This is a genomic window from Variovorax sp. 3319 (assembly GCF_031456585.1).
In the GTDB taxonomy this organism is placed as follows: Bacteria; Pseudomonadota; Gammaproteobacteria; order Burkholderiales; family Burkholderiaceae_C; genus Variovorax; species Variovorax paradoxus_P.
Genome location: NZ_JAVDUZ010000003.1, coordinates 231,847 through 254,189, shown reverse-complemented (window position 1 = coordinate 254,189; position 22,343 = coordinate 231,847). Strand labels below are relative to the sequence as shown.

General features: G+C 65.6%; 17 protein-coding genes, 1 pseudogene and 2 riboswitches. Of the genes and pseudogenes, 9 read left to right on the top strand and 9 right to left on the bottom strand.

Features of this window, described 5'->3' with window-relative positions:
* Positions 1–16: 16 nt before the first annotated feature.
* Positions 17–799 carry an SDR family oxidoreductase gene (locus tag J2X67_RS08360; protein ID WP_309952133.1) on the bottom strand — a complete coding sequence of 261 codons (783 nt, stop codon included), beginning with the start codon at positions 797–799 and terminating at the stop codon, positions 17–19.
* Between the two features lie 116 nt (positions 800–915).
* Here J2X67_RS08360 and J2X67_RS08355 point away from each other — a divergent pair, with 116 nt between their 5' ends.
* Positions 916–2,613 (top strand): electron transfer flavoprotein-ubiquinone oxidoreductase, encoded by a 1,698-nt coding sequence (locus J2X67_RS08355; protein ID WP_309952132.1) that lies wholly within the window; start codon positions 916–918, stop codon positions 2,611–2,613.
* A 134-nt stretch (positions 2,614–2,747) separates the two neighbouring features.
* Here the strand turns inward: J2X67_RS08355 and J2X67_RS08350 are convergent.
* From J2X67_RS08350 to J2X67_RS08335, 4 genes and pseudogenes are all read right to left on the bottom strand, one after another.
* A pseudogene (locus tag J2X67_RS08350) lies at positions 2,748–6,403 on the bottom strand (hydantoinase B/oxoprolinase family protein).
* 42 nt (positions 6,404–6,445) lie between these two features.
* The gene (locus J2X67_RS08345) at positions 6,446–7,738 is read right to left on the bottom strand and encodes an MFS transporter (protein ID WP_309952131.1); all 1,293 of its coding nucleotides are present in this window, start codon (positions 7,736–7,738) and stop codon (positions 6,446–6,448) included.
* Between the two features lie 43 nt (positions 7,739–7,781).
* Positions 7,782–8,597, bottom strand: a complete 816-nt coding sequence (locus tag J2X67_RS08340; RefSeq protein WP_309952129.1) for a putative hydro-lyase — start codon at positions 8,595–8,597, stop codon at positions 7,782–7,784.
* A gap of 91 nt (positions 8,598–8,688) precedes the next feature.
* Positions 8,689–9,594 carry a LysR family transcriptional regulator gene (locus J2X67_RS08335; protein WP_309952126.1) on the bottom strand — a complete coding sequence of 302 codons (906 nt, stop codon included), beginning with the start codon at positions 9,592–9,594 and terminating at the stop codon, positions 8,689–8,691.
* Positions 9,595–9,695: 101 nt separating this feature from the next.
* On the opposite strand from J2X67_RS08335, the gene denD reads away from it, so the two are divergent.
* The 8 genes from denD to gcvP all read left to right on the top strand — a co-directional run bounded on the left by denD (position 9,696) and on the right by gcvP (position 19,143).
* Complete coding sequence (gene denD, locus J2X67_RS08330; protein WP_309952125.1) at positions 9,696–10,712, top strand: D-erythronate dehydrogenase; 1,017 nt, start codon at positions 9,696–9,698, stop codon at positions 10,710–10,712.
* Positions 10,713–10,784: 72 nt separating this feature from the next.
* Positions 10,785–11,756, top strand: coding sequence for a TRAP transporter substrate-binding protein (locus J2X67_RS08325; protein ID WP_281148585.1), 972 nt, complete (start codon positions 10,785–10,787; stop codon positions 11,754–11,756).
* Between the two features lie 86 nt (positions 11,757–11,842).
* Positions 11,843–12,337 carry a TRAP transporter small permease gene (locus tag J2X67_RS08320; RefSeq protein WP_157614568.1) on the top strand — a complete coding sequence of 165 codons (495 nt, stop codon included), beginning with the start codon at positions 11,843–11,845 and terminating at the stop codon, positions 12,335–12,337.
* Positions 12,334–13,611: a TRAP transporter large permease gene (locus J2X67_RS08315; RefSeq protein WP_309952122.1), complete on the top strand. Its 1,278-nt coding sequence runs from the start codon at positions 12,334–12,336 to the stop codon at positions 13,609–13,611. The genes J2X67_RS08320 and J2X67_RS08315 overlap by 4 nt, the downstream gene beginning before the upstream one ends.
* A 147-nt stretch (positions 13,612–13,758) precedes the next feature.
* On the top strand, positions 13,759–14,289 hold the full coding sequence (locus tag J2X67_RS08310) for a hypothetical protein (protein WP_309952121.1): 531 nt from the start codon (positions 13,759–13,761) through the stop codon (positions 14,287–14,289).
* A 22-nt stretch (positions 14,290–14,311) separates the two neighbouring features.
* A riboswitch (glycine riboswitch) is annotated at positions 14,312–14,402 on the top strand.
* A gap of 12 nt (positions 14,403–14,414) precedes the next feature.
* A riboswitch (glycine riboswitch) is annotated at positions 14,415–14,526 on the top strand.
* Positions 14,527–14,571: 45 nt separating this feature from the next.
* Positions 14,572–15,750: a glycine cleavage system aminomethyltransferase GcvT gene (gene gcvT / locus J2X67_RS08305; protein WP_309952120.1), complete on the top strand. Its 1,179-nt coding sequence runs from the start codon at positions 14,572–14,574 to the stop codon at positions 15,748–15,750.
* A 65-nt stretch (positions 15,751–15,815) separates the two neighbouring features.
* Positions 15,816–16,187: a glycine cleavage system protein GcvH gene (gene gcvH, locus J2X67_RS08300; protein ID WP_309952118.1), complete on the top strand. Its 372-nt coding sequence runs from the start codon at positions 15,816–15,818 to the stop codon at positions 16,185–16,187.
* 49 nt (positions 16,188–16,236) lie between these two features.
* Positions 16,237–19,143, top strand: a complete 2,907-nt coding sequence (gene gcvP, locus J2X67_RS08295; RefSeq protein WP_309952116.1) for an aminomethyl-transferring glycine dehydrogenase — start codon at positions 16,237–16,239, stop codon at positions 19,141–19,143.
* A gap of 12 nt (positions 19,144–19,155) precedes the next feature.
* Here gcvP and J2X67_RS08290 read toward each other — a convergent pair whose 3' ends face one another.
* From J2X67_RS08290 to J2X67_RS08275, 4 genes are all read right to left on the bottom strand, one after another.
* Complete coding sequence (locus J2X67_RS08290) at positions 19,156–19,407, bottom strand: hypothetical protein (protein WP_309952114.1); 252 nt, start codon at positions 19,405–19,407, stop codon at positions 19,156–19,158.
* Positions 19,408–19,494: 87 nt separating this feature from the next.
* On the bottom strand, positions 19,495–20,397 hold the full coding sequence (locus J2X67_RS08285; protein WP_309952112.1) for a DUF3014 domain-containing protein: 903 nt from the start codon (positions 20,395–20,397) through the stop codon (positions 19,495–19,497).
* A gap of 142 nt (positions 20,398–20,539) precedes the next feature.
* Complete coding sequence (locus tag J2X67_RS08280) at positions 20,540–21,229, bottom strand: phospholipase (RefSeq protein WP_309952111.1); 690 nt, start codon at positions 21,227–21,229, stop codon at positions 20,540–20,542.
* A gap of 33 nt (positions 21,230–21,262) precedes the next feature.
* A complete protein-coding gene (locus J2X67_RS08275; protein WP_309952110.1) occupies positions 21,263–22,315 on the bottom strand; it encodes a nitronate monooxygenase in 1,053 nt (350 codons plus the stop codon).
* Between the last annotated feature and the right edge of the window lie 28 nt (positions 22,316–22,343).

Genomic DNA, 22,343 nt, shown 5'->3' with positions numbered 1-22,343 from the left:
ACCCAGGCGCGCGGAGTCAGAGCGCGAACCCGTCGTCGGCGGCAATGACCGCGCCGTTCACGAAATGGCTCTGCCCGCTGGCCAGCAGCACGATGAGGCCGTCCAGGTCTTCGGGCTTGCCCACGCGCTTGCGCGGCAGCATGCTCACGAGCTTGGCGCCGCCTTCGGAGGCCCAATGGTCTTCGTTGAGCTCTGTCGTGATGTAGCCGGGGCACAGCGCGTTCACGTTGATGCCGAAGCGGCCCCACTCGAGCGCCATGGCCTTGGTCATCTGCACCACTGCCGCCTTGCTCATGCAGTAGGTGCCGATCTGGGGCATGACCTTGAGCGCCGCCACCGAGGCAATGTTGATGATGCGCCCGCCGATGTAGGTGCCCGGCGCCGAGCCCTTGGCGCGCGCCAGCATGCGCTTGCCCACCTCTTGCGCAACGAAGAAGGAACCCTTCACATTGGTGTCGAAGATGTAGTCGTAGTCGTCGGGCGTGACGTCGGAGAGGCGCTGGGTGGTGCTCACGCCCGAGTTGTTGACCAGCACGTCGATGGGCCCCACTTCGGTTTCGGCGCGCGCCACGGCGGCCTTGATGCTGCCGATGTCGGTCACGTCGAGCTCGACCACGTGCGCGTCGCCGCCCTCGCCCTCGATGCGGGCGCGCAGTTCCTTGAGCTTTTCGATCCTGCGGCTCGCAAGCACCACCGCGGCCCCGGCGCGCGCCAGCGTTTTTGCAAACTGCGCGCCCAACCCGCTGGAAGCGCCGGTAACGAAAGCCACGCGGCCCGAAAGATCGATGCTGTAAGCCATGAAAAGCGGTCCTGTTGAGTCGTTGCCGAGTCGCCGAGGTGACGCCCTGCACTCCACATAAAATGTTTCGCGCCCTCGAAGCGTCCGAGCCTCAAATCATTATCGACGAGACCCACATGACCCACGACGAAATCCTCGCCCAGTTCGGCCCCCGCGAATCCATGGAATATGACGTGGTGGTCGTCGGTGGCGGCCCGGCCGGCCTATCGACCGCCATCCGGCTCAAGCAGTTGGCCGCCCAGCACGAAAAAGAGATTTCGGTCGTTGTGCTCGAGAAGGGCTCCGAGCCAGGCGCGCACATTCTCTCGGGCGCCATCATGGACCCCCGCGCGCTGAACGAGCTGCTGCCCGACTGGAAGGAGCAAGGCGCCCCGCTGAACCAGCCCGTCACCGACGACGCGATGGTGTTCCTGGGCGAAAAATCGGGCCTGCGCACCCCCAATGCCTTTCTGCCGGCGTGCTTCCAGAACCACGGCAACTACATCATCAGCCTGGGTGCCTTCACCAAGTGGCTGGCGCAGCAGGCCGAAAACCTGGGTGTCGAGATCTTCCCGGGCTTTCCGGCGGCCGAGGTGCTCTACAACGAGAACGGCTCGGTGCGCGGCGTGGCCACCGGCAACATGGGCGTGGGCAAGGACGGCGAGCCGACCGAAAACTTCCAGCTGGGCATGGAACTGCTGGGCAAGTACACGGTGTTTGCCGAAGGTGCGCGCGGCCACCTCGGGCGCCAGCTCATCGCCAGGTTCAAGCTCGACGAAGGCCGCGACCCGCAGACCTACGGCCTGGGCGTGAAGGAAGTGTGGGAGATCGACCCCAAGCGCCACCAGCCGGGCTTTGTGCTGCACACCGCCGGCTGGCCCATGAAGAGCGACACCTACGGCGGCGCGTTCCTCTATCACATGGAGGACAACAAGATCTCCATGGGCTTCATCACGGGCCTGGACTACAGCAACCCGTACCTGAGCCCGTTCGAGGAAATGCAGCGCTGGAAGCTGCACCCCAACATCCGCTGGTACCTCGAAGGCGACGAGGCCAAGGGCATCAAGCCGGCCAAGCGCATCGGCTATGGCGCGCGCGCCATCACGGCCGGTGGCCTGCTGTCGCTGCCAAAGACGGTGTTCCCGGGTGGCGCGCTGGTCGGCTGCGAGGCGGGCTACCTGAACGTGAGCCGCATCAAGGGCAGCCACGCCGCAATCAAGACGGGCATGCTGGCCGCCGAAGCCGCGTTCGATGCGGTGCAGGCCGGCCGGCAGCACGACGAGCTCACGGCGTACCCGGCGGCGTTCGAAAAGAGCTGGCTCTACACGGAGCTGAAGAAGGCGCGCAACTTCAAGGCGTGGTTCAAGAAGGGACTGGGCATCGCCACGTTCATGAACGGCATCGAACAATGGCTGCTGAAAGGCAACATTCCCTGGACCCTGCACCGCAACAAGCCCGACCACCTGTATCTCAAGCCGGCGGCGGAATGCAAGCCCATCGTCTATCCCAAGCCGGACGGCAAGCTCACGTTCGACCGGCTGTCGAGCGTGTTCATCAGCAACACCAACCACGAAGAGCAGCAGCCGGCCCACCTGACGCTGAAGGACGCGTCGGTTCCCGTGAACATCAACCTCTCGAAGTTCGCGGGTCCTGAAGGGCGCTATTGCCCGGCTGGTGTCTACGAGTTCGTGGGCACGGATGACGGCAAGCAGCGCCTGCAGATCAACGCGCAGAACTGCGTGCACTGCAAGACTTGCGACATCAAGGACCCGACGCAGAACATCGTGTGGGTTACGCCTGAGGGGGGCGGCGGGCCTAACTACGTGGGGATGTAACTCCTCCGGGTTGTTGTTTCAGGCGCTCTTGTTCAGGGCGAGTGCAAAGGCCACCGGATACTCCCCTCCGCGAATGTCCCCCGCCTTCGGTTCCTCCCCGTCGGCGGGAGCGCGCCCTGAAAAGAGCCCAAGGTTCAACCCAGCCTTTCGCCCCACCCGCCCCCGCCAGGCGTCTCGATCACGAACACGTCCCCAGGTGCCATCTGCACCTGCCCGATGTGCTCCAGCTTCTCGACCGTGCCATTGGTCCGCTCAACCCGGTTGATACCCACCGCGCCGGCTTCGCCTCCCGCTCCGCCGAAAGCTCCATAGAGCCGGCCATTGCTGAGGATCGATGCCGTCATCGGCGCCAGGAAGCGCACGCGCCGCACGCCACCGTCGCCGCCCCGCCAGCGCCCTGCCCCGCCTGAGCCGGCGCGCAGGCGGTAGCTGTCGAGCCGCACCGGGTAGCGAAACTCCAGCACCTCGGGGTCCGTCAAGCGCGAGTTGGTCATGTGGGTCTGCACCACGCTCGTGCCGTCGAAACCGGGGCCAGCGCCAGAGCCGCCCGATATGGTTTCGTAGTACTGGTGCTCGCCGTCGCCGAAGGTGAAGTTGTTCATGGTGCACTGGCTGGCGGCCATCACGCCAAGCGCACCGTAGAGCGCGTTGGTTACGCAGCTCGACGTTTCGACATTGCCCGCCACCACCCGGCCGGTGGCAGCGGGTTGAGCATGCAGCCGTTCGGCACGATCACTTCGATAGGCTTGAGGCAACCGGCATTGAGCGGAATGTCGTCGTCCACCAGGGTTCGAAACACGTACAGCACCGCCGCCATGGTGATCGCGCGCGGCGCGTTGAAGTTGTTCGGCAACTGCGCGCTGGTGCCGGTGAAATCGACGATGGCCGATCGCTTGACCGCATCTACCGTGACGCGAACGCAAATCTGCGCACCATTGTCCAGCGGCAGCGTGAACTCGCCATTCTTCAGCGCGGTGATCACGCGGCGCACCGACTCTTCGGCGTTGTCCTGCACATGGCCCATGTAGGCGGCCACGGTTTCGCGGCCGAACTGCGCCACCATGGCCTGCAACTCTTGCACGCCCTTTTCGTTGGCGGCAATCTGCGCCCGCAGGTCGGCCAGGTTCTGCTCGATGTTGCGCGACGGATGCGCACCGCCGCCAAGCAGTGCGCGCAGCTCGGCCTCGCGCAGGCGGCCGCCCTCCACCAGCTTGAAGTTGTCGATCAGCACGCCCTCGTCGCCGATGGTGGCCGAGAACGGCGGCATCGAGCCGGGCGTGATGCCGCCCACGTCGGCGTGGTGGCCGCGCGAAGCGACGTAGAACGAAGGCCGCTCGTCGCCCGCCTGCAGGTACACGGGCGTGACCACCGTGATGTCGGGCAGATGCGTGCCACCGTGATACGGGTCGTTCAGCACGAAGACGTCGCCGGGCTTCATGCCGGGGTTGCCGTCGATCACGGTCTTGATCGATTCGCTCATCGAGCCCAGGTGCACGGGCATGTGCGGCGCATTGGCGATCAGGTTGCCTTGCACGTCGAACAGCGCGCAGGAAAAGTCGAGCCGCTCCTTGATGTTGACCGAGTAGGCCGTGTTCTGCAGCCGCAGGCCCATCTGCTCGGCAATGTTCATGAAGAGGTTGTTGAATACCTCGAGCATCACCGGGTCGGCACTGGTGCCCATGGCCTGGGTGGCCACGCGTGGCCGCACGCGATGCAGCTCGATACCGGCGGTGGTGGCACGTGCCTGCCAGCCGGGCTCGATCACCGTGGTGGCGTTGCGGCCCGCAAGAATGGCGGGGCCTTCGATGGATGCGCCGGGCCGAAGCGCAGCCTCGTCGAACAGCGCGGCATCGCGCCAGCCGGCGGCCTGCTCGTCGGCCTCGCAATACATGCGCACTGCGGCCAGCGGCTGGGGGGCGTATGAAGCAGCATCTGCCTGGGCCCGCGGTGGTGCGCCGCGCTCGCCGGCGCCGACTGCTTCGACCGTCACCGCCTCGATCACGAGTGCGCGTTCCGCCATCAGAAAGGCGAAGCGCCTGCGATAGCCGGCCTCGAACTCCGCGCGCATCGCGGCAATGGCTTTGTCCGGCGAACCGGCCATGGGCAAGGCGCAGGCCAGGGCGGTGTCGGTGCCTTCATAGCGAAGCTGCACGCGGTGCACCGCGGCAATGGCGGCATCTGCCACGCCTTGCGCGCGCAGCTCTCCTTTCGCCTGCTGGGCAAGGGCGCCGGCCGCATCGCGTGCCGCTACCAGGCCCTGCTCATCGAGACGGCGCTCCAGCGCCAGCTCGCGCATTGCCAGCTGGTCGGCCAGCCCCATGCCGAAAGCCGAGAGCACGCCCGCCAGCGGATGCAGGTAGACGCTGCGCATGCCCAGCGCGTCGGCCACCAGGCAGGCGTGCTGCCCGCCGGCTCCGCCGAAGCACTGCAGCGTGTACTGCGTGACGTCGTAGCCGCGAGCCACCGAAATGCGCTTGATGGCGTTGGCCATGCTGGCCACGGCGATGCGCAGCGCGCCGCTTGCAACCTCTTCGGCGCTCACGGCGCGGCTGGTCGCCTCCGACATGCGGCGCGCCATGGCGTCGAAGCCCCTCCGCGCCGCGGCCAGGTCGAGCGGTTCGTCGGCGTTGGGGCCGAACACACGCGGAAAGTGATCGGGCTGGATCTTGCCGAGCAGCACGTTCGCGTCGGTGGTGGTGAGCGGCCCACCGCGCCGGTAGCTCGCCGGCCCGGGGTTGGCGCCGGCTGATTCGGGGCCCACGCGCAGCCGCGCGCCGTCGAAGGCAATGACCGAACCTCCGCCCGCCGCCACCGTGTGAATGCTCATCATCGGCGCGCGCATGCGCACGCCGGCCACCTGGGTTTCGAACGAGCGCTCGAACTCGCCGGCATAGTGCGACACGTCGGTGGAGGTGCCGCCCATGTCGAAGCCGATGACCCTCGCATGGCCCGCATCGAGCGCGGTGCGCACCATGCCGACGATGCCGCCTGCCGGGCCCGAAAGGATCGCGTCCTTGCCCTGGAAGCGATCGGCCTGCGTGAGCCCGCCCGAACTCTGCATGAAGAACAACGGCACGCCCGGCATCTGCCGGGACACCTGCTCCACATAGCGCCGCAAGATGGGGCTAAGGTAGGCGTCGACCACGGTGGTGTCGCCGCGCGGCACCAGCTTCATGAGCGGACTGGTCTTGTGCGAGACGGATACCTGCGCATAGCCGATAGCCCTTGCGATGTGTTCGGCCGCAAGCTCATGCGCGGTGTAGCGCCAGCCGTGCATGAAGACGATGGCGCAGGCGCGCAGCCCGGCATCGAAAGCATCTTGCAGCGCCGAGCGTAGCGCGCCTTCGTCGAGCGGCTGCACGACGCCGCCTTGCGCATCCATTCGCTCATCCGCCTCGATCACTCGCTCGTACAGCAGCTCGGGCAGCACGATGCGGCGGTCGAACAGGCGGGGCCGCGCCTGCGTGGCAATGCGCAGCGCGTCGCGAAAGCCTGCCGTGGCAACCAGCACCGTGGGCTCGCCCTTGCGCTCCAGCAGTGCGTTGGTGGCCACCGTGGTGCCCATCTTCACGCACTCGACGCGCTCGGGCGTCACGGGTTCGCCGGGCTTCAGCTTCAGCAGGCGGCGAATGCCTTCGACAGCGGCGTCCTTGTACTGCTCGGGGTTCTCGGACAGCAGCTTGAGCGTGTGCAGGCCGCCCTCGGGGTCGCGGCCGACCAGGTCGGTGAATGTGCCTCCGCGGTCGATCCAGAACTGCCAGCGGGACGGGAGAAGGGAATGCGTAGTCATGAGAAGAAAGTGAGAGTCTTCACGGGGAAAAAGAAGTTCGGATCAGTTCTGGCGCAGGTCGCGTCCGCGCGTCTCCGGCAGGCACAGCGCCACCACGACAACCATGGCGTAGGCCACCGCGGCGCACACGCCGATGGCCGTGCCCAGCGGAAGATGCATGCGGTCGCTCAACACGCCGACCAGGGCCGGAAAAGTGGCGCCGATGCCGCGCCCGAAGTTGTAGCAAAAACCCTGCCCGGAACCACGCAATTCATTGGGAAAAAGCTCCGACAGAAAAGCCCCCGCGCCACTGAAAATGCCCGACATGAAAAAGCCGAGCGGAAAGCCGAGCAGCAGCATCAGGCCATCGGTAATCGGCAGCAGCGTGTAGGCATACACCAGCGACCCCGCGCCAATGGCAAACAGGATGAACGCGCGGCGGCGCCCGAGCCGGTCTGAGAGGTACGCGCCGCACAGGTAGCCGACGAACGCACCGACGATGAACATGAACTGGTAGCCGCCCGAACCCAGCACCGTGAGATGCCGCTCGTTCTTCAAAAACGTGGGCAGCCACACGCCGATCGCGTAGTAGCCCCCCTGCATGCCGGTGAACAGCAGGCTCGCGAGCACCGTGGTACGCAGCATGCCGGGCTTGAAGATGGCGAGAAAGTTGCCGCTGCGCTCGCCGCGTTCGACGGCTGCGCGGCTTTGCACATAGATTTCAGGGTCGCGGATCGAACGGCGGATGAAAACGATCAGCACGGCCGGCAGCAGGCCCAGCATGAACATCGCGCGCCACGAATACTCCGGCGGCAAAAACGAGAACAGCGCCATCGACACCAGCACCGCCGCGCCCCACCCCACGGCCCAACTGCTCTGCACCAGCCCCACCGCCTTGCCCCGGTAGGCCGGCCGGATCATCTCGGCAATGAGCACCGAGCCCACGGCCCATTCGCCGCCAAAGCCGAGGCCCTGCAGCGTGCGCGCAATCAGCAGCTGCTCCGGTGTTTGCGCCAGGCCGCAGGCAAATGTGAAGATCGCGAACACCAGGATGGTGAGCTGCAGGATGCGCACGCGGCCGTACCTGTCGGCCAGAATGCCGGCTCCCCAGCCACCGATGGCCGAGGCCACCAGCGTGGCCGTGCCGATCAGTCCCACCTCGGTCTTGCTCATGCCCCACAGCGACAGCAGGATGGGCGTGACCAGCGGCAGCGTGTAGTAGTCGAACGCATCGACCGCATAGCCGCTGAACGATGCGGTGAGCGTGCGTTTCTCGTTCGGGTTGAGCGTGCGCAGCCAGCTGCCTTCGGCCTGTGCGCCGTCGCCCGCCTGCGTGGCGTCGAGGGTGGTCTTCATGGTTTGTCTCCAGGTATGAAATTTGGGAAAGAAGAACAGCTGCCTAGAACGCGGCCAGGCGGCGGTGCAGCAGGTCGGTCACCAGCATCGAGCCCGGCGCGTGAGTAATGGCAAACGGCAGCTTGGCGGCGGCCAATGCGGCCTGGGGCGTCACGCCGCAAGCCCAGAACACGGGCAGTTCGTCGGGCATGACCTCGACCGCGTCGCCGTAGTCGGGATCGGCAATAGAGCGGATGCCAATCAATGCCGGATCGCCTATGTGCACCGGTGCGCCGTGCACCGCCGGAAAGCGCGAGGTGATCTGCACCGCGCGAATCGCATCGGCCGCCCGCAGCGGACGCATCGACACCACCATCGGTCCATGGAAAGGGCCCGCTGGCGCAGTGGCGACCGAAGTGCGGAACATCGCCACATTGCGGCCTTGCTCCACGTGGCGCAGCACAATGCCCTCGGCCATCAGCGCATGCTCGAAGGTGAAGGAGCAGCCGATGACGAAGCTCACCATGTCGTCGCTCCACAGGTCGCGCACGTCGGTAGGCTCATCGACCAGCACACCATTGCGCCACACGCGGTAGCGCGGCAGGTCGGTGCGAATGTCAATGTCCTCCCCGAGCGCCGGCAGCGCCGGTTCACCCGCTTCCGACACGCCGAGCAGCGGGCACGGCTTGGGGTTGGCCTGGCAAAAGCGCAGGAAGTCGGCGGCATGCGCTTTCGGCAGGATCACGAGGTTGCCCTGCACATGGGCACTGGCCAGGCCGCTGGTGTGGGCGGCCAGTGCGCCGCTGCGGCAGGCCTGGCGCACACCCAGCGCGCTGCTCGCTGCGCCGGGTTGTTCTACGAAGGATTGGCGGTTCGACATTTGGCGTTTTCGATGCCCGATGCATCGCTGTGGTGTGATTCGACGGATTGTGGGAATCCGCGCTCACGAACGCCAACGCAAAGTTTCTCGCTCAGCTCATCGATTTTTTCGATGACCCCATGCGGTGCGAAGCATGCACCACGGCGGAGCCGAGCGCAGCCTCGGGCAACGGGGAAGACGGGTCGTCCCGGTAGCTTGCGTAGATGGGCAGCGGCTCCAGCGTGTCGTCGCAGGGCAGCACGCGCAGCGGCAGGCGCCGGGCGAGCGGCTCCACCACCGCGCGGGGCAGCGTGGCCACGCCGAAGCCGGCCTCCACCAACTGCGCCATCGCCGAGATCGACGAGATGGCGTGCACCCGTGGCGGCGGGCTGCCGGCATCGCGAAACAGCTCTAGCAGCGCCACATGCGGCTGCGAGCCGCGCTGAAAGGTCAAGAGGTCGAGCGAGAGCAGGTCTGGCAAGCGGTAGCGCCGCTTCAGGTGCAGCTCGCGGTGGCCGACGAAGCACATCGGCATGGGCGGCACGGCGCGGGTGCGCACGCCGTCGCCAGCGGCGGGCAAGGCGGCAAACACCAGATCCTGCTTGCCGCGCTGCAGCTGGTCGACCAGCACCGGCGTGGTTTCAACGGTGAGTTCCAGTTCGAAATCCGGATGCGTCGCCTGCATGTGCTTGAGCCAGCCGGTAAGCCAGCTGTGCACCACCGATTCGATGGCACCCACGCGCAGCACGGCCTCGCGCACGGCGCCCGATCCCATCTCGGCCTTGATGTGCATCTGCATCTCGAGGAGCTTCTGCGCAAAGGCATGAAAGCGTTGCCCGGCAACCGTGAGGCGAAACTGCTTGTCGCGCCGGTCGAGCAGCAGCACACCCAGTTCGCGCTCGAGCGCGGCAATGCGGCTGGAGAGCGCCGATTGGGTGAGGTGCAGCTTCTCGGCCGCACGGGTGACGCTCTTGAGCGCCACGGCCCAGTGAAAGGCTTCAACGAATCGCAGGTTCATCGTTTTCCGGTCGCCCGGTTCCTTGATTGCGCGAGCCGCGAGTGTCGCCTGAGCGGACCGTTCCGCTGCGCTATGCTCGTTGCGAAGGAGACAAGACAACCATGCAGATCGTCATTACCGGCGGTGCCGGTTTCGTTGGCGCACGCCTTGCCCGTACGCTGCTGAAGCAGGGGCAGCTTTCGCTTGCCGGTGCGCCGGCGCGCGACATTTCGCGCATCACCCTGGTCGACCGCGTTGCGCCGCCGGCCGATCTTTCGGCCGATGCCCGCATCGCGGCCGCCCTGGGTGACCTGAACGAGCAACTGGCTTCGCCCGACACGGCGCTCTGGCGCGAAGCCGATGCCATCTTTCACCTGGCCGCCGCAGTCAGCGGCGAATGCGAGGCCGATTTCGACCTGGGCATGCGCAGCAACTTTGCCGCCACGCACGCGCTGCTCGAGAAGGCGCGCGCCGTGGGCACTCGCCCCCTGGTGGTGTTTGCCAGTTCGCTCGCGGTGTTCGGCGACTCGCCAGAGCATCCGCTGCCGCCGGTGATCGAAGACCACACGCTGCCGACGCCGCAGACCAGCTACGGCATCCAGAAGTTCATCGGGGAGCAGTTGGTCGCCGACTACACGCGCAAGGGCTTCATTCGAGGGCGCAGCGTGCGCCTGATGACCGTGAGCGTGCGCCCTGGCAAACCGAACGGCGCGGCATCCGGGTTTTTCAGCGGCATGATCCGCGAGCCGCTCGCAGGCATTCGCGCAGCCTGCCCGGTGCCTGACGAAACGCCCGTGGCCATCGCATCGCCCGCCCGCACGGTCGAAGGCATCATCCGCGCTGCCGAGGCGAGCGATTCCGATTGGGGTCCGCGCACGGCGCTGAACCTGCCGTCGCTTTCCACCACCGTGGGCGAAATGGCCGCCGCGCTTGAACGCGTGGCCGGCAAGGCCGCCACCGCCCTGCTCGACCGCACACCCGACCCGGCCATCCAGCGCATCGTGAAAACCTGGCCCGGGCGCATCGAAACCGCTCGCGCCAAACGGCTGGGGCTTTCGGCTGATGCAGACTTCGAAGTAGTTATTCGTGATTACGTCCGTGAAAATCCCGACGCGGTGAAGCTCCCCGTTGCGGCATAGTCGGCGGCTGCCCGCGGAGTTTGCTTTTTTCGCTTTTTTTCTTCGCGCCTTCTTTTCTCTGGAGACAACACAATGAAATTGACCCGACTGGCCGCCGGCCTGGTTCTGGGCATGGGCATGGCGTGCGCCGCCTTCGCGCAAACCACCATGAAGATCAGCATTTCGACCGCGCAAAACTCGCACCAGGGCGTTGCGATCGACGTCTTTGCCAAGGAAGTCGAAAAGCGCACCGGTGGCCGCTACAAGGTCCAGACCTTCTACAACGGCTCGTTGGGCGGAGAGCGCGAGTCGATCGAAGCGGTGCAGCTCGGCACCCAGGAGCTGGCCTTCTCCTCGACCGGTCCGGTGCCCAACTTTGTGCCGGAAACAAAAATCCTCGACGTGCCGTTCCTGTTCCGCGACAAGGCCCATGCGCGCGCCGTGCTCGACGGCCCGATCGGCCAGGATCTGCTGACCAAGTTCGACGCCAAGGGTTTCAAGGCGCTGGCCTGGGCCGAAAACGGCTTCCGCCACATGACCAACAGCAAGCGCGACGTGAAGGCGCCTGAAGACCTCAAGGGCCTGAAGATGCGCACCATGGAAAACCCGGTGCACATTGCGGCCTACAAGACCTTCGGCATCGTCACCACGCCCATGGCCTTCCCCGAAGTGTTTACCGCCCTGCAGCAAGGCACTGTCGATGGGCAGGAAAACCCGCTGTCGGTCATCATCTCGGCCAAGTTCGACCAGGTGCAAAAGCACCTTTCGCTCACCGGCCACGTCTACTCGCCGTGCATCTTCCTGATGAACAAGGCAGCGTTCGACAAGCTCAGCGCGGCCGACAAGCAGGCCTTCCTGGAGGCCGCGAAGGAAGGCACCAAGGCCAACCGCGCACGCGTGGACGAAGACGATGCCAAGGGCGTCGCCGACCTGCGCGCCAAGGGCATGACGGTGATCGACAACATCGACAAGACCAAGTTCGTCACCGCCCTGGGGCCGGTGAATGCCCAGTTCGAAAAGGACTTCGGCAAGGCCAACCTCGACAAGATCCGCGAGTTCAAGTGAACCCGGTGATGCTATCTCTTCGATAGCATCGGTGCCCGCTCAGTTCGATCTGGCGGGCTTTTTTGTTTTCAACATCACGACTGCAGATGAAAGAACGATTTCTTGGCATCGAGCGCTGGACGACCGGCTTCTCGATGATTGCCGCCTGCGTGATGCTGGTCATCGCCTCCGGCTTGGGCGTGTTCCAGATCATCACGCGCTTCGTGCTCGAGCAACCTGCCGAATGGAGCGAAATCCTGATCCGCATGAGCCTGATCTGGATGGTGTTCCTCGGCATTCCGATGGCTTTCCGGCAAGGGGCGATGGTGAGCGTGGACGTGCTCTATCGCTGGAGCCCGCCGCGCGTCAAGCGCGTGCTCGACGCGGTGGTGAGCCTTGCGGCACTGGCGCTGATGCTGGTCATTCTGTGGTGGGGCTGGGACTACGCCATGCGTGGCCGCGTGCAATCGATGGCCGGGCTCGAGAGCGTGTCGATGATGTGGTCGTACCTGGCGCTGCCGGTCGGTTCCGTTTTTTGCCTGTTCGGCATCGTTGGTAATTTTCTCGATCCCAAGCGGCTCGAACTGGAGACCGCGCAATGACCCCCGTGATGGTTGCAACGATGGTGCTGTGCTTTGCACTGTCGGTTTCTGTGGCGGTGTCCATCGGGCTCGCGTCGATTCTGGGCATCCAGGTGGCCAACGTGAACATGCTCATCTCCGTGAAGGAGATGTTCAATTCGATCAACAAGTTTCCGCTGGCGGCCATTCCGTTCTTCATCCTGGCGGGCAACCTGATGGAAACCGGCGGCATCTCGCGCCGGCTGGTCGAATTTGCCAAGAGCATCGTGGGCGGCGTGCAGGGCGGCCTGCCCATGACCTGCGTGCTCACCTGCATGATTTTCGCGGCGGTGTCGGGTTCGTCGGTGGCAACCACCTTTGCCATTGGCGCCATCCTGATTCCGGCACTCATCAAGCACGGCTACCCCACCGCCTATGCGGCGGCGTTGCAGGCCACCAGCGCCGAGCTTGGCGTGATCATTCCGCCTTCGATCCCGATGATTCTCTACGGCGTGAGCGCCGAGGTGTCCATCGGCGAGCTGTTCATTGCGGGCTTCGGCCCCGGCATTCTCATCAGCTTGGCGCTGATGCTGTTCGTCTGGGCGTTTTGCAAATGGAAGGGCTGGGGCAAGAACGACGGCGACGGCCGCATGCCTTTTGGCAAGGCAACGTGGCAGGCCGGCTGGGCACTGCTGATGCCGGTGATCATCCTCGGCGGCATCTACGGCGGCATCTTCACGCCGACGGAGGCCTCGGCGGTGGCGGTGTTCTATGCGCTGGTGGTCGGCGTGGTGATCTACCGCGAAATCAAGCCCCAGGATCTTTACGTCATCCTGCGCAAGTCGGTGCTGTCGTCGGCGGTGATCATGTTCATCATTGCCAATGCGGGCCTGTTCGCGTTCCTGATCACGCGCGCGGGCGTGCCCGACGCCATCGGCCATTGGCTGCAGGAGGTGCTGAAGTCGCCCACCATGTTCCTCTTGGGCGTGAACGCTGCGCTGTTCATCATTGGCATGTTCATCGAGACCAGCGCGGCCATCATCGTGCTCGCGCCCATTCTGGCGCCTGTGGCAGTGCACTTCGGTGTCGATCCGGTTCACTTCGGACTGATCATGGTGGTGAACCTTGCGCTCGGCATGATCACGCCGCCCTTCGGCGTGAACCTGTTTGCCGCGTGTACCGTGGCGCGCATATCGCTGGACCGGATCGTGAAGTACCTGATTCCCTTCGTGCTGGTGATCCTGGCCTGCCTGATGGTGATTACCTACGTGCCGTGGATATCGCTGGCACTGCGCGACCTGGTGTACGCCAAGTAGGCCGGGCGCGGCGATCAAAGACAAAAAGGGCGGCCTTCTCGGGCCGCCTTTTTTTTGTGCGGCAAATGCCCCTGTAAGGCAAACGTTCATAAAGATGTCACCAGCCGCAACGATGCTGCAGCCTTCGATTTCGAAAGCTGTGGCGCCATGCTTCCCACCAAGACCGACAAGGCACGCGACGAGCTGCAAGGCGGGCAACGCACGCTGAGCCAGCGCGAACGCGCATTGCTGCTGATGGCCGATGGCCGGCGTTCGCTGACCGACTTCAGCCCGCTGTTCGCGAGCCGCGACGAAGCTGAACAGACGCTGCGGGCGCTGATGAACCGCGGCTACCTGCACGACGCCGGGGCCGCCGAGCCCATACCCGCGACACCAGGCGCGCCGGAGCCCATTCGCGTGGCGGCGACATCGAGCGACAACTTCGACGGCAAGCGCTCTCTGGCCACCACGCGCATGTTCCTTTTCGACATCTGCGAGCGCATGTTCGTGCGCCGCGACCCCAAGTTTGCACAGCAGATGCGCGATGCGCTGCGCGAAGCCCGCGACCGCGACGCCATGCTGACGATTGCCGCGCTGATGCTGACGGAAGTCGAAAAAGCCGCGGGCGCCGAACGGGCCGAATCGCTGCGCGAGCGTATCGAAAGGTTGCTACCCCCCGCTTCGGAAACCGTGCACTGAGGCTTTGCGCGATCCACTACACTCGGCGGGGTCAGGAGAGAGCTTCGCCACGCGAGGCCGCCGAAGGCGCAGGGGGTTCCCGAACGCTCAGGCAAAAGGACTGACAAGGCGCTGGCGCATGCCGGCGTTTCCTTGCTGGAGAGAGGCCCTTGCATCTTGCCGATGCGGCGGCCCACCGAAGGAGCAAACCCCGATCGTGGGGCGAATCTCTCAGGTAAAGCGGACAGCAGGGGTGGCCCATGGTTTGCGCCATGGAATTCGACTGCCCCTTTGGAGTGCCCCGTGGCCGCTTCCGCTTCATCATCATCCGACGCCTCATTGCTCAAGACGCCGCTGCACGACCTGCATGTGGAACTGGGCGCCCGCATGGTGCCTTTTGCCGGCTACTCCATGCCCGTGCAGTACCCCGCCGGCCTCATGGCCGAGCACAAGCACACGCGCGACGCGGCCGGCCTGTTCGATATTTCCCATATGGGCCAGTTGCGCCTCGTGGGCCCGGACGCTGCAGCCGCATTCGAAACCCTGATGCCCGTCGACGTGATCGACCTCGCACCCGGCAAGCAGCGCTACGGCCTGCTGCTGAACGATGAAGGCGGCATCCTTGACGACCTGATGTTCTTCAACGAAGGGCACGGCTCGATCTTCGTGATCGTGAACGGCGCCTGCAAGGTGGCCGACCTTGCCCACATCCAGCAGAAAATCGGTGCGCGCTGCGACGTGCAGCCCATGCCCGACCACGCGCTGCTCGCGCTGCAGGGCCCGCAGGCCGCCACGGCCCTGGCACGCCTGTCGCCCGGCGTCGAGCGCTTTGTGTTCATGACAGGCGGCGCCGTGCAGATCGGCGGCATTCCGGCCTTTGTCACGCGCAGCGGCTACACGGGCGAAGACGGCTTCGAGATTTCGGTGGCCGGCAAGGATGCAGACGCCCTCGCCCGCCTGCTGCTGGCCCAGCCAGAGGTCAAGCCCATTGGCCTGGGCGCGCGCAATTCACTGCGGCTTGAAGCCGGCCTCTGCCTTTACGGCAACGACATCGACACCACCACCACGCCCGTCGAGGCCTCGCTCAACTGGGCGATCCAGAAGGTGCGCCGCACGGGCGGCGCGCGCGAAGGCGGTTTTCCGGGTGCGACCAAGGTGCTGGCGCAACTGGCCGCCGCCACGGCCGGTGCCGCGGGCCACACCGACCACGACACCCTGAAGCGCAAACGCGTCGGGCTTGTGGCGCTGGAGCGCATTCCGGTGCGCGACGGCACGGTGCTGCAATCTTTCGAAGGCCAGGACATCGGCATTGTGACCAGCGGCCTGCTCGGCCCGACGGCCGACCGACCCATTGCGATGGGCTACGTGGCCACCGCGTTTTCAGAACCCGGCACGCGCGTGCAGGCCGTCGTGCGCGGCAAGCCGGTGCCGATGGAAGTCTCGACGCTGCCCTTTGTGCCGGCCCGCTATTACCGGGGCTGACACCGGGGCTGACGCCGCCTGGCTGCGTAACCGATCAACATTTTTATCCACGAGGAGTTTTCACCATGAGCATCAAGTACACCAAGGACCATGAATGGGTTTCGGCCGAAGGCGACGCAGCCACTGTCGGCATTACCGTTCACGCGCAGGACGCGCTGGGCGACGTGGTCTTTGTCGATTTGCCTGAAGTGGGCAAGACCTTTGCGCAAGGTGAAGTGGCCGGCGTGGTCGAGTCGGTCAAGGCCGCGGCCGACGTGTTCATGCCCGTGTCGGGCGAAATCACCGAAGTGAACGAAGCCCTGCGCGCCGACCCCTCGCTTGCCAACTCCGACCCGCTGGCCACCGGCTGGTTCTTCAAGGTCAAGCTCAGCGAGCCGGCGCAACTCGACGCGCTGCTCGACGCCGCCACCTACGACAAGTTCGCCGCCGAATCCTGATCTGCCGGGTTCTTCAGCCGCCTTTCCCCATCTCCGAGCCTTTACCGCCATGTCGATTCCCGCCCAGCCTTCACTGCAACAACTAGAGAACGCCGAAGAATTTCTCGCGCGCCACATCGGCATCGATGCAGCGGACGAGGCGCGCATGCTGCCGGTGATCGGCTCGGAAACGCGGGCAGAGCTCATCGACGGCATCGTGCCCGCGGCCATCCGCCGGGCCAAGCCGATGCGGCTGCCAGCGCCCGTTACAGAGGCGGACGCATTGGCCGAGATGAAGGCGATAGCGGCGAAGAACAAGGTGTTCAAGAGCTTCATCGGCCAGGGCTACTACGGCACGCACACGCCGGGCGTGATCTTGCGCAATGTGCTCGAGAACCCCGCCTGGTACACCGCCTACACCCCTTACCAGGCCGAAATTTCGCAGGGCCGCATGGAAGCCCTGCTCAACTTCCAGACGATGGTGTGCGACCTGACGGGCATGGCCATTGCCAACGCATCGATGCTCGACGAAGCCACGGCCGCTGCCGAGGCCATGACGCTCGCCAAGCGCAGTGTGAAAAGCAAGAGCAACGTATTCCTGGTGTCCGGAGACTGCCATCCGCAGACCATCGAGGTCATCAAGACGCGCGCCGCGCCGCTGGGCATCGAGGTCAAGGTGAGCACCGTTTCCGAGACGCTGCCGCAGCTGATGGCGAGTTGCGAGTTCTTCGGCGTGCTCGCGCAGTACCCCGCCACCACCGGCCATGTGCACGACCTGCGCCCGCTCGCAGGCCATGCGCACCAGTGCGACGCCGCTTTCTGCGTGGCCGCAGACCTGCTTGCGCTTACCCTGCTCGCGCCTCCGGGCGAATGGGACGCCGACATCGTCTGCGGCACCACCCAGCGCTTTGGCATGCCGCTGTGCAACGGCGGCCCGCACGCCGCCTACCTGGCCTGCCGCGACGAGTTCAAGCGCTCGCTGCCGGGCCGGCTGGTCGGCGTGAGCGTCGACACGCACGGCCAGCCCGCCTACCGCCTTGCGTTGCAAACGCGCGAGCAGCACATCCGCCGCGAGAAGGCCACGTCCAACATCTGCACCGCGCAGGTACTGCCGGCCGTTGTGGCCAGCATGTACGCCGTGTACCACGGGCCCGATGGCCTGACGCGCATTGCCCAGCGCGTGGCGGCGCTCACCGCCATTCTTGCGCAGGGCCTCGCGCAAATGGGGCGCGAGCCGGTCAACACCACGGCTTTCGATTCGCTGACCATCCGCACCGGCGACGACACGCCGAAGATCATCGAGCGCGCCAACGCGGCCGGTGTCAACCTGCGCCAGCGGCTGCAGCAGCACCTGGGCATTTCGCTCGACGAAACCACGACGCGTGCAGACATCGAAACGCTCTGGGCCCTGTTCGTTCCCACCGGCACGCCCATGCCGCGCTTCGACGACCTGGCCAACACCGCGCCCCGCCTGCCCGAAGACCTGCGCCGCACCAGCGCCTTTCTCACGCACCCGGTGTTCAACACGCACAAGAGCGAAACGGCCATGCTGCGCTACATCCGCAGCCTGTCCGACAAAGACCTGGCGCTCGACCGCAGCATGATTCCGCTTGGCAGCTGCACGATGAAGCTCAACGCAACCAGCGAGATGATCCCCATCACCTGGCCCGAGTTTGCGAACATCCACCCCTTCGCACCCGCCGAGCAGCAGCAAGGCTATGCACAGCTCGACGCGCAACTGCGCGCATGGCTCTGCGAAGCCACCGGCTACGCGGGCATCAGCCTGCAGCCCAATGCCGGCTCGCAGGGCGAGTACGCAGGGCTGCTGGCCATCAAGTCTTTTCATGAAGCCAAGGGCCAGGGCCACCGCAACATCTGCCTGATTCCCTCGTCGGCGCATGGCACCAACCCGGCGAGCGCGCAAATGGTCGGCCTGCAGGTGGTTGTGACAGCGTGCGATGCACAGGGCAACGTCGACATGGACGACCTGAAACGCGCCTGCGAAAAGCACAGCGACAAGCTCGCCGCTGTGATGATCACCTACCCCAGCACGCACGGCGTGTTCGAAACCCGCGTGAAGGAGCTCTGCGAACTGGTGCATGAGCACGGCGGCCGCGTGTATGTCGATGGGGCCAACATGAACGCGCTGGTCGGCGTGGCGGCGCCGGGCGAATTTGGCGGCGACGTGAGCCACCTGAACCTGCACAAGACCTTCTGCATTCCGCACGGCGGCGGCGGGCCGGGCGTGGGCCCGGTGTGCGTGGTCGAAGACCTCGTGCCGTATCTGCCCGGCCACGCAACGGCAGGCATTGCCTCGAACGGCGTCGGCGCCGTTTCCGCTGCACCGCTGGGCAATGCGGCCGTGCTGCCGATCAGCTGGATGTATTGCCGCATGATGGGCGCCAAGGGCCTCCAGGCCGCAACCGAAACCGCCATCCTGAGCGCCAACTACATCAGCGCGCGCCTGAAGGACCACTATCCCACGTTGTACGCCAGCCCCAACGGGCACGTGGCGCACGAATGCATCCTGGACCTGCGTCCGCTCAAGGACACCAGCGGCGTCACCGCGGAAGACGTGGCCAAGCGCCTGATCGACTACGGCTTTCATGCGCCAACACTGAGCTTTCCGGTGCCGGGCACGTTGATGGTCGAGCCGACCGAGAGCGAGCCGCTGGCCGAACTCGAACGCTTCATCGACGCGATGATCGCAATTCGCGGAGAGATCCGCCGGGTGGAAGAAGGCGTCTGGCCGAAGGACGACAACCCGCTGAAGCACGCCCCGCACACCGCCGCCAGCCTGCTGGGCACGGAATGGGCGCACCCCTACTCGCGCGAGCTCGGCGCGTTTCCGCTGGCCGAACTCAAGCAGGCCAAGTACTGGCCGCCCATCGGGCGGGTCGACAACGTGTACGGTGACCGCAACCTGTTCTGCAGCTGCGTGCCCGTGGGCGAATACCAGGAAACCGAAGAGGCCTGATCAAGGCCCTTTCTACTGGCCTTCGCGCCGGTACATCGCCCACTTCACGGTGAGGATGTCCGCCGCAATCTTTGCGGCGTTCACGCCCGCGTAGGCGACGGAGGGGTCGAATTCGAAGGCCTCCTGGTAACGCTTGATGTGCGCGTAGTCCCGGTCGAAAGTCATCGGACCCATGAGGTCGGCGGGGTCGGTGCCGGTAGGGAGCGCGAGAAACTTCTCGGGATCGGTAGCACTCTGGTAGAGGTCGACGCTCATCAGGTTCATACGGTTGTCCTCGAAAATCTTGAGGACAAATCATCCACGGCATCTACAAGGCGCGCAATCGGCACGCGCCTACACGGCGCCGATGGTTCAGCGCTGCTTCTTCTTTGCCATGTCGCCGGTGGCAATCTGCTCGCGAAAGCCTCGCAGGCTGGCCTTGAGCTTGCGCTCGTTCTCCAGCCCCACCCGCACCATGATCTTCTGGCCGGATGAAAGCGATTCGAGCTGCGGATCGGCGTATTCGTAGCGCACCCACGGCCGCTGCGAGGACACATTGCCTTTCACCTCGACGAGGCGCACCTGCAACGGACCGGCTGGTTCGGGTGCCTGCAGCAGATGGTCGATGACGGCAATGAGCCGGTCGTTGAAATAGCGGCCCGGGTAGCCGAGCTCTTCATACGATTTCTGAAAAAGCGGGTACAGCCGTGCATACACCTTGGCGGCCTTTGCCGGATCGACCGACTCCGCAAGCAGCACGATGGGGTTGTATCGCGCGGCATTGTTGGCCGCGATGGTCTGCGCGTCGCCCTTTCCTTCGGTAACGAAGCGCTGCTTGGTAGGCTGCACGGGCCATGAGCTCGCGGGCGCCTGCTCGCGCGCCAGGTTGTCGACGGTGGCCACGAAGCGGCGCACCACGCCGTCGAACTGCACAAACTCCGCCACGTTCTTGCTGCCGAGCAAGTCGACCAGCGCCGACATCACGCGCGTGTCGGAATCCGCGACCGTGGGCAGGCCGGAATCGGGCAGCGCAATGGCATCGATGGGGTTCTTCGGCTCCAGCGATTCGGGCTGGGGTGCGGGCGGCGGTGCGGGCGCGGGGCCGTCGTTTGGCGCCCTGGCCATGGGCGAGGGTTCGACTGCCTGGGGTTGCTGCTGCTGATACCAGCGCCAGCCCAGAAAGGCGGCCGCGAGCGCTAGCAGGCCGATGACGATGAAGGTGCCGGCCGAGCTTTCGCGGCGCGGCCTGAATTCGGAGGTGTCGCTGTCGGACATGTCGGCGATATTCCTTTTGCGAGGATTGCAGTGGGAGGCGAACGGCTATGGTGCACCAGTTCAGCGGCCCTCTGCGGTGTCATCCCTCGTCATCCCGTAACGCAACGTGACGCCTTGCGACGCGCCCTCCGCCCAAAAAGGGCTATTGCCGCGCCTGGGGCGCCGCCGGCGCCGCACTGAGCGCCTGGAGCCACGCCAGCGTGCCCTGCAGCTCGGCGGGGCGAATCTCGTGCCCGCCCGGAAAGTCCGCACCCGACAACGCCAGCGGCAAGCCCCGCGCCAGTTCGCGGGTGGCCTGTGCAGCGCCTGGCGCAATCACGTTGTCGGCACTGCCATGGCTCACCCAGAGTGCCTTGCCTTCAAAGGCTTCCGGCGCGGCAATGTGCGGCACCACCTGCGGCAGCAGCCGGCTGTGCCACACCATGGCGGCGCGCACCTTCGCAGGCTGCGTCAGCAACAGCGAAAGCGCCATGATGCCGCCCTGGCTGAAGCCGCCGACCACCACGCGCTCCGGCGGCACGCCGAGCTGCTGCGATGCCGAGGCGATCATCTCGCCGACGAGGAAGCGGCTCTCTCGCTCCTGCTGTTCATCGATGTGCCTCTCACCGCCGGGCAGCACCTGAAACTCGAACCACGCGTACGCATCGGGCGACAGCACATACGGCGCGCGCAAGCTCAGCACATGGAACTGCGGCGGCATGAGCGGCGCAAGGCCGAACAGGTCTTGCTCGTTGCTGCCGACGCCGTGCATCAGCACCAGAAGCCACGGCTCGCGCACGTTGGCGTTGCAAGGCTGCTCGAGAAACTTGAAGGGCAGGTGGAGTTGGGGCATGTGTGTGATGGATTGAAGCGGGTTCAGGCAGGTTCAAGCGGTGAGATGAAAGCCCTGCGCCAGCGCGCGGGTGATCTCGGCGGCCGGCAGTTCGCTGCAACCTGTCGCGTTCTGCCCCGACCACAAGGGAGAAAAATCTCCCCGGCCCTGCGCTTCGGCCTTGGCGCGCAGCGGTGCAATGCCCGACGTAGCGAGCGGAAACTCCGGTGCCACGGCGGCAATGGGCCCCAGGTCGCGCATCAACCGGTTCATGATGCCGCGCGCCGGCCGGCCGGTGAAAAGATTGGTCAATGCGGTGTGGCGCGCTGCATCGCTCTTGAGCGCCGCGCGATGCAGGGCGCTGGTGGTCGCTTCGGGTGCCAGCATGTAGGCAGTGCCCAGCTGCACTCCGGCGGCGCCCAGCGCCATGGCCGCGGCCACGCCCTTTGCATCGGCGATACCGCCCGCCGCAATGACAGGCAGCCGCACTGCGCGCGCCACCTGCGGCAGCAACGCAAAGGTGCCGAGCTGCGCCGTCAGGTCGAAAGAGAGAAAGTGCCCGCGATGGCCGCCGGCCTCCAGGCCCTGGGCAATGACTGCGTCGACGCCCTGCGCCTCGAGCCACAGCGCCTCGTCGACCGTGGTGGCCGAGGCCAGGATCTTCGAACCCCACCCGCGCACCTGCGCCAGCAGCGGCTCGGGCGGCAGCCCAAAATGAAAACTCACGACCGGCGGACGAAACTCTGCCAGCACCTCGGCCACCGCTTCGCTGAACGGATTGCGGCCCGGGCCGGTGGGAATGGACGCGGCATCGATGCCGTACTCGCGGTAGTACGGCGCCAGCGCGTTGCGCCATGTTTCCTCGCGTTCGCCGCTTGGCTGCGGCGAAACGTGGCAGAAGAAATTGACGTTGTACGGCTTGTCGGTGCCCGCACGAATCGCGGCGATTTCGCTGCGAATGGCGTCGTTGCCCAGCATGGCGCACGGCAGCGATCCGAGCCCGCCCGAGTTGCTGACGGCCACAGCCATTGCGCTGCCCTGGATGCCCGCCATAGGGGCCTGAATCAGCGGAAGTTCAATACCTAGAAGTTGCTGCAGCGCGGTCATGCGGAATTCCTCGTGAGTGGTACGCCAG

What these genes read in the sequence shown, in the direction of transcription:
- J2X67_RS08360 (WP_309952133.1), bottom strand. Translation starts at nt 799, where the DNA reads ATGGCTTACAGCATCGATCTTTCGGGCCGCGTGGCTTTCGTTACCGGC.
- J2X67_RS08355 (WP_309952132.1), top strand. Translation starts at nt 916, where the DNA reads ATGACCCACGACGAAATCCTCGCCCAGTTCGGCCCCCGCGAATCCATG.
- J2X67_RS08345 (WP_309952131.1), bottom strand. Translation starts at nt 7,738, where the DNA reads ATGAAGACCACCCTCGACGCCACGCAGGCGGGCGACGGCGCACAGGCC.
- J2X67_RS08340 (WP_309952129.1), bottom strand. Translation starts at nt 8,597, where the DNA reads ATGTCGAACCGCCAATCCTTCGTAGAACAACCCGGCGCAGCGAGCAGC.
- J2X67_RS08335 (WP_309952126.1), bottom strand. Translation starts at nt 9,594, where the DNA reads ATGAACCTGCGATTCGTTGAAGCCTTTCACTGGGCCGTGGCGCTCAAG.
- denD (WP_309952125.1), top strand. Translation starts at nt 9,696, where the DNA reads ATGCAGATCGTCATTACCGGCGGTGCCGGTTTCGTTGGCGCACGCCTT.
- J2X67_RS08325 (WP_281148585.1), top strand. Translation starts at nt 10,785, where the DNA reads ATGAAATTGACCCGACTGGCCGCCGGCCTGGTTCTGGGCATGGGCATG.
- J2X67_RS08320 (WP_157614568.1), top strand. Translation starts at nt 11,843, where the DNA reads ATGAAAGAACGATTTCTTGGCATCGAGCGCTGGACGACCGGCTTCTCG.
- J2X67_RS08315 (WP_309952122.1), top strand. Translation starts at nt 12,334, where the DNA reads ATGACCCCCGTGATGGTTGCAACGATGGTGCTGTGCTTTGCACTGTCG.
- J2X67_RS08310 (WP_309952121.1), top strand. Translation starts at nt 13,759, where the DNA reads ATGCTTCCCACCAAGACCGACAAGGCACGCGACGAGCTGCAAGGCGGG.
- gcvH (WP_309952118.1), top strand. Translation starts at nt 15,816, where the DNA reads ATGAGCATCAAGTACACCAAGGACCATGAATGGGTTTCGGCCGAAGGC.
- gcvP (WP_309952116.1), top strand. Translation starts at nt 16,237, where the DNA reads ATGTCGATTCCCGCCCAGCCTTCACTGCAACAACTAGAGAACGCCGAA.
- J2X67_RS08290 (WP_309952114.1), bottom strand. Translation starts at nt 19,407, where the DNA reads ATGAACCTGATGAGCGTCGACCTCTACCAGAGTGCTACCGATCCCGAG.
- J2X67_RS08285 (WP_309952112.1), bottom strand. Translation starts at nt 20,397, where the DNA reads ATGTCCGACAGCGACACCTCCGAATTCAGGCCGCGCCGCGAAAGCTCG.
- J2X67_RS08280 (WP_309952111.1), bottom strand. Translation starts at nt 21,229, where the DNA reads ATGCCCCAACTCCACCTGCCCTTCAAGTTTCTCGAGCAGCCTTGCAAC.
- J2X67_RS08275 (WP_309952110.1), bottom strand. Translation starts at nt 22,315, where the DNA reads ATGACCGCGCTGCAGCAACTTCTAGGTATTGAACTTCCGCTGATTCAG.